The organism is Mycobacterium interjectum (genome assembly GCF_900078675.2).
Lineage (GTDB): Bacteria > Actinomycetota > Actinomycetes > Mycobacteriales > Mycobacteriaceae > Mycobacterium > Mycobacterium interjectum.
This window is the reverse complement of the sequence record NZ_LT546237.1, coordinates 588936-602606: the sequence shown is the minus strand read 5'-3', so window position 1 is coordinate 602606 and position 13671 is coordinate 588936. Positions and strand designations below refer to the sequence as shown.

Sequence of the window (13671 nt, the reverse complement as noted above, 5' to 3'; positions counted from 1 at the left end):
GGCTACGCGTCCAGCCGGACGAACTCATCTTGCCGGTAGAGCTCGACGCACTGGTGTCGCCTGATCTTGCCGCTGGTGGTGATCGGAATCGAGCCGGGCGACACCAGCACCAGATCCGCCACCTTCAGCCCGTGGGACTTCGAAATCGCCGAGGTGACTTCGCGTTTCACGCCGCGCAGCCGGTCAACGGCCTCCTCTTCGGAGTCGCCGCGCTTCTTCATCTCGATGATCGCGACCAGCTTTTCGACGCCCTTGTCGGGAACCGCGATCGCCGCGCACCGCCCCGCGGTGATCTCCTGGATCGTCGCCTCGATGTCGTCGGGCGAGTGGTTGCGCCCGTAGACGATCAACAGGTCCTTGATGCGGCCGATGATGAACAGCTCGCCCTCGGAAAAGAAGCCCGAGTCCCCGGTCCGCAGCCACGGTCCTTCGGGTGTCCCTTGCGATGGCTCGACGATCTTCGCCCCGAACGTGCGCTCCGTCTCCTCGGCTTTCTGCCAGTAGCCGGCGGCGACGTTCTCGCCGTGCACCCAGATCTCGCCGACCTTTCCCTCCGGACACTCCCGGCCCGTGTCGGGATCGACGATGCGGATCTGCATCGACTTCGGGTCGCCATAACTGACCAACGGTGTGCCGCTTCCGGTTTCGCACCGCTCCGCCTCGCCGCCAGGCAGTTTCTCGGCATCGAAGTGGCCGATCTCGGGTGGGTCCCCCACCCGACGGGTCGCGATGTATACCGTGGCTTCCGCCATGCCGTAGCAAGGCCGCAGCGCCCGGGTGTCGAAGTTGAAGCGGGCGAACCGGTCCGCGAATCGCTTGAGGGTCGCGGGCTGCACGCGCTCGCTGCCGTTGAGGACGGTGTGCACACCACCGAGGTCGACCCCGGCCATGTCGTGGTCGGAGGTCTTGCGCACCGCGAGCTCGTAGGCGAAGTTCGGCCCCGCCGAAATCGCGCAGCTGCTCTGGGCCAGCATGTGCATCCAGCGGGCCGGCCGCTGCAGGAATCCCACCGGGCTGGACAACACCGTCGGTACGCCGGCCAGGATCGGCATCAGGATCCCCAGCAGCAGGCCCATGTCGTGGTAGAGCGGCAGCCAGGACACCACCGTGGTGTCGGGCGGGGCGATCCCGCCCTCGGGCGCAAAGAAGTCACCCATGATCTGCTCGAAATTGGCGAAGACGTTCTTGTTGGACACCATGACACCGGCGGGCGTGCGGGTGGACCCGGAGGTGTACTGCAAGTAGATGAAGTCCGACCCGTCATTGGTGCCGGCGCGGGGTCGCGGGCCGGCCGGCCGCTGCCGCGTCTCGAGGTCCAGCAAATCGACTTCGACGATCGTCGGTGCGGATGCGTCCTGTTGCGACTGCACGGAAGCGCTGACCAGCTCTGTGACCGCGGACGTGGTGAGGACGACGGTGGGCGACGTGTCGGCCAGCACGGAGATGGTGCGTTCGTCGTGCGCCCCGCCATAGGGGACCGAAAGCGGAACCGCGACAAGGCCGGCCTGCAGGGCACCGAGAAAGCCCAGGACGTAGTCGAGCCCTTGCGGGGCCAGGATGAGCGCCCGATCACCGGTCGTTGCGCCCGCCCTGAGCTGCTCGCCCAGGTTGACCACGCGCTTGTACAACTCCGACCACGTCAGGGTGTGTGCGACGCCGTCCCAATCCTGCTCGTAGTCAAGGAATGTGAACGCCGCGTCGTTGGGCTGCAGGCTCGCGCGCTCGCGCAGCACGGCAGGGATCGAAGACTGAACCACGGGCAACACACTACCTTCGTCGAGAGCGTTTCTGGCCAGGAACGGCCAGGTTACAACCGTAACAACACGCCCTTCAGGCCGCGGCGACCCGCCCTGCCGGCACACATAAACTAGCGTGATCGCGGTGGACAACCGACTCGCACACATGGACCAGGCGTCCTACCTGGGTCTGCGGGCGCTTGGCTACGGGGCGCTGGTGCAGTTCATCTGGATCTACAACCGGCCGGTAGATCTTGACGGTTTGCGCCGTTTCCACCGCAATCTCGGATACGGGCTGTTGGGGCGGCTGGTCGAACCGTCCCCGCTGCCTTTCGCGCGCGATCGCTGGGTCGTGTCCAGGGGGCCGGACGACATCGAGGTCGCCCAAACACCGCGCCCCCGTGCAACTCTGAACGGCTGGCTTTATGAGCGGGCCTGCCTGCCGCTGGATCCCGAATACGGGCCCGGCCGGCACATCGGGGTGCTCCCCCTGGACGACGGCGGGGCAGCGGTCTGCCTGACGACGTCGCACACGCTGGTCGACGGACTCGGGATCCTGCGGGCGCTGGCGGATGCGGCGAACGGAAGGACCCGTTACCTCGGTTACCCCTATCCCCGCTCGCGCGCCCGCCGGCGGGCCATGGTGCAGGACGCCCGTGAAACCATCGCCTCGGCACCGGAACTGGCGCGGGCGCTCGCGGCCACGGTGCGCGTCGCGCGGCACCGGGGCAGGGACGTCTTCGCCTCGATGAGGTCGGCACCGCCGGCGCCGCGGCGAGCTGGCGACAACCAGCCGCCCGTCGTGGTGCCCTCACTGATCGCCTTCCTCGACCTGGCGGAATGGGATGCGTGCGCGAAAAGCGTTGGCGGAAACAGCTTCACGCTTCTCGCCGGATTCGCAGGCAGGCTGGGCGTGCGAATGGGCCGCGTTTGCGACGATGGAACGGTCACCCTGTCGTTCCCGATCAGCGATCGCACCCAGGACGATACGCGTGGCAACGCGGTGGTGTTCCCCACCGTTTCGCTCGACCCGACGCGGCTGCCCTCGGACCTGGGAGAAGCTCGTCTCAAGTTCAAGCAAGCGTTTGCCGACCTGGCCGGGATCACCGAGGAGCTCTTGGGGCCGCTGCCCCTGACCTCGCTGACCCCAAAGTGGGTGGCACGCAGGGCGGCGGGAATGGGGCTCGGCGCGGCCGCCCTCCCCATCGGTTGCTCCAATATCGGAGACATGCCCCCCGAGGTGATGCGCCCGGATGGCACCGACGCCGATTACGCGTCCGGAAGGTTGATCGAACCCGGCATCAGCAGGCGCGCCCTCGATCGCGTCGGTGGCCAGCTGTTTCTGGCTTCCGGGCGCGGCGTGGGGAAGATTTTCGTCGCGGTCAACGCCTACCTCCCGGGCCGGACGAACTCTCAGGACGCGCTGCGCGAGGACGTCTCACGCACGTTCGGCGAGTTCGGGCTGACCGCCGAGATTTTCGGCTAGCCTCCGGGCGCGCGGAAACTCGCGAAAGGGCGCCCGCATTAAGGTCTTCAGGTGCAACCGCCGCTGCGGCCCAAAGCTTGCGATTTCCACGACCAGCGCCAGCCATGCCGGAAACCACCAGAGCCGCGCCAGGATCCGGATGGAGCGCGGTGACACCGGATCGACGGCCAGCCAACTGAGGATGCGCAACTGGTCGAGCAGGTAGCGTCGGCTGGTCATCACGTGCGTCGTTTCCGTCCCCTTCATGTGGCTGCGCACCGACAACTCCCGGGGCACGAAGCAGACGGTCGATCGCAGCATCAGGCGCAACCAGAATTCCGCGTCGACCAGCTGGTAGATGTCGTTGCGGAGGCCCCCCGCCTCCAGCGCCAGCCGGCGACGAAACATCACGCAGGTCGGCTCCCCGACCCAGTTCTCTTTGGCGCCGCGCAACGCGACCTGGCGCACCAACGACGGCCCGTCATTGCGTTCCCGCAGGTTGCGAAAGTGCGTGTGCATTTTGCCGTACCGGCGCTGCCAGCGCTCGTCGTCACCCACCACCCGCCGCGGCGCGAACGCCAGCCCCACGGTCGGGTCGTCGAAGTACGGGGTGAGCGTCGCCAGGGCGCCCGGAAGCAGCCAGTCATCGCCGTGCACGAACTGGACGCACGTGCCGCGCGCCAGCTCCAGGCATTTGTTGTGGTTCCCGTTCAGGCCGAGGCGGGGTTGATTCTTCACCAGCCGGTCCCCGGGCCGCAGCAGCGCGGAGGCGATCGCGGCGCCGTCGTCGGTCGAATCGTCATCGACGACCACGATCTCGAAGTCGACGCCGTCCTGCTCAAGGATGCTGCGCAGGCAGCGCTCGATCGTGCCGGCGTTGTTGTACAGCGGCACGCAGACCGAAACGAGCGGGGTGGCCGGGGGACCGTCAGAGAGCGACAAGACCCTGGGTCAGCAGTATGAGCCCGGTGCCGCCGAAACTGACCTGCATGATTTGCTGACGGTATGTCCGCAGCCAGTCTTGCAGGCGCAGCATCAAGCTGAGGGTTTGCTCGGGCTTGGCCAGGTAGGCGACGAGCGGAATCTCGATGACAGCGAGCACCATGAGGGTGAACAGGATGAACGCGACGAACTGCGTGGTGATGGCCGCTCCCGAGGCCATGATGAAGGCGAGTAAAACCACGCCCTCGTACGGCGGAAATGACGAGGCGAGACCCACCACGAAGGCCGGCCATACCACGTCGGTGTTGAGCATTTCATGGGTGCGCGCGCCCAATCGCTGGAATACGCTGCGCTGACGCTCCTCCACCAGGGTGTCCGATGCGCCGCCGCCCGCCGGAGCCGCCGTCGCGGGCACCTGGGCCGCAGCCTTCGCCCGGGCGGTCATGACGGCGAGGACGACCAGCGCGAGCACGCCGAGGGTGATCTGAAGACGCGCGCCCTCGAGGAAGAATATTGCGGACCTGACCTGCGAAATCGCCGTTCCCACATTGCGGATGGCCACCAGCGCCGCCTCCCGCATCAGCAACAGGACGCCGACGGCAACGCCGACGCCCGCGACTATGCCGCCGAGCCAGAAGGCGAACAGGTTCAGCATCGGCCGCCGGCGCGTCAACAAGACGACCGCCAGCCCCAGCCGGACGGGGTCAATCGCCATCCCGAACCCGCATATCAGCACGAAAGTCCACATCAGTGGGGACGCTACCTTGCCGGGCCGTATCTCGTGGCGTAACTGGCGAATTCGTTCGTCAGGCGTATGCCTCTATGACGGATTCGGAACGCCCACAGTGCCGCAGCCGGCCAGGCATGACGGTCCTGACAACCGTCATTTTCGGGCCTGACGATCCGCTCCGCAACTCGGCGAGGTCGGGATTCACCGGGGGCTATGCTCAAGCCGATTTCGCGCGCTGTTCGTCGATGGAGGGGGCATGGCAGCCAATCCCACTGTCTCGGTGTGCGTGCCGATGTACAACAACAGCGCCACCATCGCGCGCTGCCTGCGCAGCATCCTGGAGCAGGAGGGCGTCGACTTCGAGATCGTGGTTGTCGACGACGATTCGTCCGACGATTGCGCCACGATCGCCACAACGATGCTGCGGCCCGGAGACCGGCTGGTGCGCAACGAGTCTCGCCTCGGCCTGAACGGAAACCACAACAAGTGTCTTGAGCTCGCGCGGGGCACGTGCATCCAGTTCGTCCATGGCGATGACTGGTTGCTCCCGGGAGCCCTGAAGGCCCTCACGCCTTGCTTCGACGACCCCGCGGTGGGGATGGCGTTCGCTCCCCGGCGTGTGGTGCAGGACGACAATCTCCCGTGGCGGCGCCGAGTGGGTCCCGCGCACAAGCACTTTTGGCGGCTGCGCGAGCGCAACAGCGGGCCCTGGCTGGTCGCGCAGCAGCTGGTGCGCGCCGGCGCGGGCAATTGGATTGGCGAACCAACGTGCGTGATGTTCCGCCGCCAGCTTGCCCTCGATGCCGGCGGTTTTCGGGGCGACATCTATCAGCTCGTCGACCTCGATTTTTGGTATCGCCTGATGGTCCGATCGACGGTCTGTTTCGTGCCGCAGGAACTCTCGGTGCGGACTCACACGGCGTCCAACGAATCGATGCACATCGTCAGAGCGGGGCGCAATTGGCTGGACCAGCTACGGATCCTCACGTGGCTCATCGTCGATCCGGCGTCGCCCACCTCAATCCGGATCATTGCCAGAGCCAAGTGGTCATTGACGTGGCTGGTTTTGCCTTTCCGCGTGCTGGTGTTTGGACCAGAGCGCCGGACACGCTTGAAGAGCTTGGCTAAGGCCCCGGTGAGCGAGTTCGCTCATGCCCGACGGCGGCTCGACGAGCTGGCTACGCCGGTGCCACCGGTGGCCTGACCCAGGTCGACGGTCCGCAACCGAGCCGGTCCAGGTTCGCCTGGATGAGCTCGTAGGGATAGTCGGTGCGCTGCTCGATGAAGTCGCGCAACCGCGCCATGGAGTCGTGCCAAGGGTCGTTGTATCGCGGCAAACTCGCCTTGAGAAAGGGAAATCGGAGGTGCTCGATCAGGCCGTCCCAGTAGTACAGGGTGTGGTTGAACGGTTCGCCGGAGAACTTGCGGGCCCACTGATGATCCGCTGAACGCGCATAAGTCGCCCGGATGGCGGCGACGGACACGAAGGGTTTCATGCTGAGCCCCGCATCACGAGCGCGCCTAGACAGGCCGATCTCGTATTGGTCGACGATGTTGACCTTGTCGACGATGTAGGTAAAGCCGTTCCAGAAGTCCTCGAGGAAGGGACGGGTCCGCGAATTGAGGTCCCACGCGAGGAAAAACGACTGCAGGTGGACGCCGAACTCCGCGCTTTCGATCGCGCCGTACATGTCGGCGCCGTGAAACGCGCTCCACATCTCCTCGATCGGAAAAAGCGGACCGAACACGCTGTCGTTGGCGAGGACCAGGCGGTCGAACTGATCGAGCGACCAGCCGCGCTGTCTGAGGATGGCCCACGCGAGGTGCCAGGAGCCGAAGTCCATGCATAGCGTGCGCCGCGTGTAGATGCCCGCGGATACGGAGCGGATGCGGGCAACGGATTCCGGACTGAGTCGTGGCGAGCCGGAGACGAACAGGATCGTCGCGCCCAGCTGGTACAGCGCCTTCAGATAATGGACGACGTAGGGGTCGACGACGCCCTGCGGGTCGAAGTGTGCGAACAGGACGAGCGTGCCGCGACCGGGCGGAGGCTGCGCTGGAAGCTCCTGATGCGTTTGGCGGACGAAGCGTAGGGCGTTGCCATGGAAGCGGTACGGCAGGGCGGCCACGTAGCGGCGGGCGCGGTCGGACTCGGCGCGCAGCCTGCTCGCCAGCTTCGAGGTCACCTCGCAGCGTCCAGCGCGTCACCGACGCGGAATTGGGCGTGCCTCACCATTTTTGCATGTTAGGACGGGAGGAGGTGCTTCGCTGATCGTGTTTCGGGGTGGGTCGTGTCGCTTCGTCGTCGCCACGGTCCTGTCGCGACTTCGTCCAGTCCTGTTGCCCCGGCATTGGGCGCGCAGGGCTCGGTTTGTGGCACGTCGACGTCATAGCGGACCCGGGGCGATTCCTGCCCGGGCCGACCGCTGCCGTCGCCGGCGGCCGTTCGATGCATGATTATTCGGCACGGAGGCCGACCGCAGGATTTTTGGTTGCGAGCGCGAAGAAGTCGGTTTTGGTGGTCGTCATGTCCGCAACCTCAAATCCAACGTGGTTCAGAACTTCTTCTATCAGCGACACGTCAAACACATGATGATGAAGAGTTCGGTTGCGAAAATTCTGCAGGCTTCGTTGCCTAAATTGCTCTAAGTCGCCCGCCGGCGGATCCATGCTTAGGTCGTGAAGCGCCAGGATTTCATCTAGATGGGTGAGATCGTCCTCGCCTGTGTCGCGGTTGAAGTCCTCCAACAGATGCTCGAATTTCGTGACTGGGCGTCGATGGTCGAAGTTGCTCTCTTTGTTAGGCAGAACAAGTATCATCACTCCCCCAGCCTTAATTACTCGCTTCCATTCGTTGAGAGCCTTGATGGGATTCGCGACGTGTTCCAGGCAGTTCGAAGACAGGAGGAAGTCATAGCGTGCGGCGGTGATTTCGCTCAGATCTGTGGCATCGGCAATGAATTGGCGCCCAGACTTCTTGTGGTAAAAATTAAAGTTATTTCCGGGGTTGATATTTCCTTCCCAGATGGTATCTCTAGAAAAGTTGACGCCATCGAGACCTCGAACGATTTGATAGAGGGGCAGCACAGTTTTGAAAAGCGCGCTCGGACCGCCCAACTCGATCCCATATTTGTCGCGGACGGACGAGTAATATTGGCGGCGGCCCGGAAATCGCAGTGAGACAAACCTCAAGTTGAAATAGAGGTCAATCATTGATTTTGACGTGAAATATTCGCTCACTGTCCGCGGCATCTTCTTCCTCTTCAATTCGAACGATCGGATTCGTTCCCCTGCATGCTCTGCCCGCCTCGGGGAAAGGGCGCCGGACTTCGCCCCCGAGGTCTCCGGGTTACGCAAAGCTTCCCATTTACGCCGGCCATGGTGACGAGGATCCTGTGATTGACTTCGATGTACCCGAGGTGCCGCGAGGGTCATCCGGCGGAGCCTCCCGAGCCGGGTCGTCGGCGCGGCGCAAGGGAGCCGGACGCCGCGCGTACGAGACAATAATCACCGCGCATGTAACCAGCCAGAGGAGCGGCGCGAGGAACACCGTGCTGCTGACAACTAGCGTCACAACGTGGGCCCGTATCGGTCCAAAATTATCCGGGACCAGCCGCGGCGGGCCAGGCAGCGCGATCTGCGCGATGCAAAGTGCCGCCGCCAGACTGACGCAAATACCGACTACACGACGATGGCCACCATCAGTCGCGGGCCCGTCGAAAATCCCGGTTCCCGGCGGTCCGCCCGGATCCCGGACCACCAGCGCGGCAACTGGCAAAACGAAGATCAAGTAGTAGGGGTTGGTCAGGGCTGGGAAGAGGGAAGCCGTGGCCACCAGGACGATGCCCACCATGACAGGAGGGATGCGCCGCCCAAGTGCCAAAACCGACACGACGACCACGACGACGACGACATACCCGATCATCGATCGCGGACCGGCAAGGAAGCCCTCCGGTACCGTGCCGCCGGTTTCACGGGCCTTGATGCCGTCGGGGACCATCAGGAACGCCTTCCCGAAGGACACGTTGGAGTTCGCGACAAGCGCCTGGCGAACAGCGCTACCGTAACCGAGGCTGTTGCGGATGGACCGCAATATTGTCTCCGGAAAGTCACGCGGCCACAGCAGGTACGCGGCCAGATTGGAGACCGCGATCCCGGCGAGCGCGATGCCACCCAACCGCCATCGCCGGGCCGCGAAAAGCGCGACAGCCAGCACGCCGAACTGTGGCTTCACCAGCGCGGCCAGGACCACCATGACCGCGACCAGGCCCCATCGCTGTCGGCAGAGCGCGACCAGGAAAGCCAACGCGATCGGCGCTACGAACCCCACCACGTTGCCTCGATCGATTACGACCCACGCCGGAATGGCTGCAGCGCCGCACGCCACGAAAACCAGTACCCGTTCTAGGCCCCGCGCACCGCGAGCCGCCCATACGGCGGGCGTAAAGACCGCGACCGTCAATACGAGCAGGTAGCCGAACAATCCGAGTCGCGGCGCGCCCAGCCATTTACCCAAATACCCGAAGATGACCGGCGGCACCATCCCGGCCGGCAAGTAGTTGCTGGTAGCCGGCTTGAAGTCAGGCGGAATGTACAACGGGTAGGGCTTCCAGGGGTCAGGCGCCATCCCAAGGCTCATCGTTATCGAATAGTCGCTGAAGCAGTGCCGACCCACCTTCATGGGCCAATCGAGGTAGCAGTCCTCTGGGACGAAGTTGATCAGGGAGGAAAGCACGTCGACCGAGTAGTACTGCGCGAGAACAACACCCGTCGCGAGCGAGACCGCCGACGCCAGCAGGACAGCGCCGAGCAAGATGGTGCGTTCGGACTGACCCGCAACCGCCGCAATCAGTTCCCGAGCCGGCGAGACCGCACCCCGCATCACATCGAGGAGTCGTTTCACTGAATCTCCTTGGGTCTCCTCCAGCCGACGGCGGAGCAGATTCCGCTTCCGCCCCCAGCTCAGCCGCTCGGAAGTTTAACCCGATCCCATCCAAGACGATCGGCATATGAAGGATTCGACCGGCGTCCGGGACAAAATCTGGCCCTCAACTCACGAGCGCTGCTTCGGATCCGGTTATCGCGCTGCCGCAGGCTAAGGTGATGGTGAAAGTTGTTGTACGCCTCCACGATCGCTACTGCTTTGGGCCGCGGTCGGCAAGCGCGTTAGCGCACCACCAGCCCCTTCGCTGACAGTGGGGGGAGAAAGCGAAACTGGCGTCAACGCCGAGGCTTGTCTGCCTTGCCGACCTCGTCGACGCCCGCGTTCACGGATCTAGCGCCGCAGTCGTCGTTGTCATTGCCGATGTGGCGCATCCGCCGTCCGAGCCAGCGGTAAACCGCGCGGCGACCGACGGCATTCACATGAGCCCTCATCTCGCCGACGAGAAGGTGGCGCCGACCAATTAGACCGGGGTGCGCGGCAGCGAACTCGCGGGTGAAGCCGATGGTCTGCTCAGCCTGCGCACGCACTAAGTGCACACTCCATTGAGATTGGCTGACCCGGAATGCCGCGAGTGAGCGGGGCACCGCGACGAGTGTTCCGCGCAGCAGCACCGCGAAGTAGGTCGCCTGGTCAATCAGGTAGGGGTAGCGACCGTCCCAGCCGCCCGCATCGGCCAATGTCGCACGCCGAAACAACACCGACGCCGGCTCGCCGAAGATGTTCGTCCCGGCCACCACAGTCCGCCGGATAGCCTCGGCGCCATCGACCTCACCGCGGAGCCCGGCCAAGCCACGGTTGCGCAGCACCGTCGTTCCCGCAGCATCGATGACGTCCCTCGGGCTGGCGGCCATCACTGCCGCCGGGTGCGCGTCCAACGCCGCCACCTGTTCGGCCAGGCTGTCCGGCGAGAGCAAATCATCGCCACAGACCAGTTTGATGAAATTGCCCGTCGCCAGATTAGTGACGGCATTGAAATTCGCTGGCCCACCGCCACCAGAAGCCAACCGGCTCAACCGAACCCGGTGGTCGGCGGTAAATTGCTGCAACACTTCCCAGGTGCCGTCATTCGAGCTGTGGTCAGACACCACCAACTCGAAATCGGTGAAGCTCTGGGTCAAAATCGAACGCATGGTGGCGTCGATGAAGGCGACACTGTTGTACGAAGGAACGACAACCGATACCCGTGGCGTCACGAATCGCCTTGCAGTTGCTCAGTCAGGCCGAGCTCAGCGGGGCTGCGGCGGAACGAGAATCCGCGGTGAGCAAACCAGCTGTACACCACGGTCACGCCAGCGATCGCGAACTGCGAGGCCAACACCGGCCAGCCCAAGACCTCCACCAGCACCGGCAGCGTCACGAAATTGAAGCCCAGAGTCGACAGATTGACCACCTCGAACCTGGCTAGATCGCGAACCACATGACCGGTTACCCGAAAGACGAACTTGCGATAGAGGACGAAGGCGCATAGCACGGCAGCAATGTGTGCGCATACCAGTGCACTCAGATATCCGGCTGCTCCCCGAGGGAAGAGCCACAAGAACAATATGAACCAAACCGCTCCGATTGCGGTGTTCATGCCACCGACGAGGAGGAAAGCGACCCGCTGATCGCGAATCAACCGAAACAGCGGGCCGGGAACACCGGTCATTCCCGCTGGCGGACGAATCTGCTCCCCGTCCCCTGCGAAGGCGTCGAGGCTCATCGGGCCCCGCCTACGCGGACGGCTTGGGCGGCCCGGCGTACATAGCGCCCGCTCGGTCCGCGGCGGCGACGGAGCCGTCGACGCCCCCCACCATGTCGCGGATCAGAAACAGCGGCCGTCCCTTGCTCTGGTCATACATGCGCCCCAGATAGGCTCCAATGATGCCGAGCATCAAAAATTGCACACCCGTCAGCAGGCCGATCGCGGCCATCAGCGAACTCCAACCGGGAACCGTCTGACCAAGGAGGGCGCCGCGGATCGAGTTGATGGCGGCGGCGAAACCAATGGCCGCCATCACCCAGCCCAGTATCACCGACAACCTGAGCGGGACCATCGAAAACGACGTGATGGCGTCAGCTGCGAATCGCACCATCTTTGCGAATGGATACTTACTCTCACCCGCCGCCCGCGCGTCACGATCATAGACCAGCGGCACCTGCTTGCCGCCGATCCACGACACCATTCCCCGGACGAACCGGTGACGTTCAGGCATCGCGATCAGAAGGTCCAGCACACGACGCGAAATCAAGCGAAAATCGCCTGTGTCGCAGGGTATTTCAACGTCAGTCATGCGGCCGATAACCCGGTAGAAGATTGCAGCGGTCGCCCGCTTGAGCATTCCATCGCCTTCACGCCGGCGGCGCTGTCCATAGACGACGTCGGCACCCTCGTCCATCAACGCCATCATGTCGGGCAACAGCTCGGGCGGATCCTGCAGGTCGGCGTCGATGACCAACACACGGTCGCCGCGGCACACGCTCAGCCCCGCAGTGAGCGCGAGCTGATGCCCATGGTTGCGCATCAGCCGGACCCCGACGACCCGGGAATCTTCGACGGCCGCCTTTTCGATAATTTCCCAGGTCCGATCGCTCGAACCATCATCGACCAGGACCAACTCGCCGCTCCCGCCCAATGAATCCAACACACCCCCGACCCGGCGCAGAAACAGCGGCAGCACGTCCTCTTCGTCGTAGCACGGTGCCACCACCGAGACTGCCGGACGAACCAACACAGTCATGGGCGTTAATGTAAATCTCAGGTTCGCTTGGCGTGCGACTTTCGAGATTCTCGCGCGCCGATTTCAACGGACGGTAACAACACGGTCACGGACAGGCGCAGCGGTGCCGTTCTGAGCAGGGAGGATGCTTCGATCGCCTCTGCGACGCCGGACACGGCGGCGTTTCCCGAGTCGATTTGGTCGCCACGGCGCTCCGGGCGGCCTGTTCCCACGCCAACCTCCCGAGAGTCAAGTATCGTCGCATTCTGTTGCCCGGCCGCCCGGTAGCCGCCCACGTCTTGGCGAGCTGGGCACAAGGTCAAGGGAGATCAGTGCGAAGCTTCATCCAAAACCTGCCACACCCGATCGCCAACAGCCTCTTCATGGTGCGGCGGTTGCGGACGAGCTTTTACGAAGACGGGCTCTTCACAACAACCAATGCGGACTTCCGCAACACAGAACACTTCAAGCGTGTCTACGCGGCCGCAAAGTCCACCGGGTCGTTCGGCAGGTGGAATGTCCGCTGGCGCATCCATGTTCTGTGCTGGGCCGCCAACCACGCCTCCGCGATCGAAGGTGACTTCGTCGAATGCGGGGTCGACCGCGGTGGAACGGCGATGGCGGTCATCACGCATACCAACTTCATCCGCCTCGGCAAGCGCTTCTGGCTCCTGGATACGTTCAAGGGATTTGACCGGTCCAAGCTGACGCCGGAGGAGGCGTCGCACGCCGGCTACATGGATTACTCCGACTGCTTCGAGCAGGTGAAAAAGAACTTCGCCGGCATGGATTTCGTCCGGCTGGTTCGCGGCCCGGTTCCCGATACGCTTGGAGACGTCACCAGCGAAAAAATCGCCTACCTGCATCTCGACATGAATTGCATGGCCCCGGAAATCGCGGCGCTTGAGTATTTCTGGCCCAAGATTTCGCCCTTCGGCATCGTCGTCATGGACGACTACGGATGGCCACGTCACTACCAGCAGAAGATCGGTTACGACCGTTTTGCCGAAGAAAGAGGGCTGCAGATTCTGCGGCTGGCGACCGGAGGACAAGCTATCCTCATCAAACCGCCGGAATCGTCGCGACGTTAACGCTGGACGGGCCGCCGGTGCTACACCGACGGTTCGTGGTGCGCGACCGAGGAGTTCGCGCAG

12 protein-coding genes are annotated in these 13671 nt (G+C 64.0%); 3 read left to right on the top strand and 9 right to left on the bottom strand.

All coding sequences use genetic code 11. The annotated features are described in order from the left end of the window. Positions 1-2 precede the first annotated feature (2 nt). Complete coding sequence (locus BN4348_RS37480; protein ID WP_066910794.1) at positions 3-1757, bottom strand: AMP-binding protein; 1755 nt, start codon at positions 1755-1757, stop codon at positions 3-5. A 124-nt stretch (positions 1758-1881) separates the two neighbouring features. Between BN4348_RS37480 and BN4348_RS37475 the strand changes: the two genes are divergently transcribed. Then, positions 1882-3222, top strand: a complete 1341-nt coding sequence (locus BN4348_RS37475) for a hypothetical protein (RefSeq protein WP_235852673.1) — start codon at positions 1882-1884, stop codon at positions 3220-3222. Here the strand turns inward: BN4348_RS37475 and BN4348_RS37470 are convergent. Together BN4348_RS37470 and BN4348_RS37465 are read right to left on the bottom strand one after the other, a co-directional pair. Continuing rightward, positions 3175-4143, bottom strand: a complete 969-nt coding sequence (locus BN4348_RS37470; RefSeq protein WP_066910791.1) for a glycosyltransferase family 2 protein — start codon at positions 4141-4143, stop codon at positions 3175-3177. The genes BN4348_RS37475 and BN4348_RS37470 overlap by 48 nt on opposite strands. Then, complete coding sequence (locus BN4348_RS37465) at positions 4130-4891, bottom strand: GAP family protein (RefSeq protein WP_066910788.1); 762 nt, start codon at positions 4889-4891, stop codon at positions 4130-4132. Before BN4348_RS37465 ends, BN4348_RS37470 begins: the two co-directional genes overlap by 14 nt. Positions 4892-5129: 238 nt before the next feature. Between BN4348_RS37465 and BN4348_RS37460 the strand changes: the two genes are divergently transcribed. Continuing rightward, positions 5130-6077, top strand: coding sequence for a glycosyltransferase family 2 protein (locus BN4348_RS37460; RefSeq protein WP_066910785.1), 948 nt, complete (start codon positions 5130-5132; stop codon positions 6075-6077). Here the strand turns inward: BN4348_RS37460 and BN4348_RS37455 are convergent. The 6 genes from BN4348_RS37455 to BN4348_RS37430 all read right to left on the bottom strand — a co-directional run bounded on the left by BN4348_RS37455 (position 6052) and on the right by BN4348_RS37430 (position 12538). Next, positions 6052-7059, bottom strand: a complete 1008-nt coding sequence (locus BN4348_RS37455; protein WP_066910782.1) for a rhamnan synthesis F family protein — start codon at positions 7057-7059, stop codon at positions 6052-6054. The genes BN4348_RS37460 and BN4348_RS37455 overlap by 26 nt on opposite strands. 271 nt (positions 7060-7330) lie before the next feature. After that, a complete protein-coding gene (locus BN4348_RS37450; RefSeq protein ID WP_160040343.1) occupies positions 7331-8113 on the bottom strand; it encodes a methyltransferase domain-containing protein in 783 nt (260 codons plus the stop codon). 127 nt (positions 8114-8240) lie between these two features. Continuing rightward, a complete protein-coding gene (locus BN4348_RS37445) occupies positions 8241-9776 on the bottom strand; it encodes a glycosyltransferase family 87 protein (protein WP_066910776.1) in 1536 nt (511 codons plus the stop codon). Between the two features lie 317 nt (positions 9777-10093). Beyond that, the gene (locus BN4348_RS37440) at positions 10094-11011 is read right to left on the bottom strand and encodes a glycosyltransferase family 2 protein (RefSeq protein WP_084454034.1); all 918 of its coding nucleotides are present in this window, start codon (positions 11009-11011) and stop codon (positions 10094-10096) included. Next, on the bottom strand, positions 11008-11520 hold the full coding sequence (locus BN4348_RS37435) for a GtrA family protein (protein WP_235852672.1): 513 nt from the start codon (positions 11518-11520) through the stop codon (positions 11008-11010). Before BN4348_RS37435 ends, BN4348_RS37440 begins: the two co-directional genes overlap by 4 nt. A 10-nt stretch (positions 11521-11530) precedes the next feature. Further along, positions 11531-12538 (bottom strand): glycosyltransferase family 2 protein, encoded by a 1008-nt coding sequence (locus BN4348_RS37430; RefSeq protein ID WP_066910770.1) that lies wholly within the window; start codon positions 12536-12538, stop codon positions 11531-11533. Positions 12539-12849: 311 nt separating this feature from the next. On the opposite strand from BN4348_RS37430, the gene BN4348_RS37425 reads away from it, so the two are divergent. Next, entirely contained in the window at positions 12850-13608 is a 759-nt protein-coding gene (locus tag BN4348_RS37425; RefSeq protein ID WP_066910767.1) for a TylF/MycF/NovP-related O-methyltransferase, read from the top strand. The last annotated feature ends 63 nt before the right edge of the window (positions 13609-13671 follow it).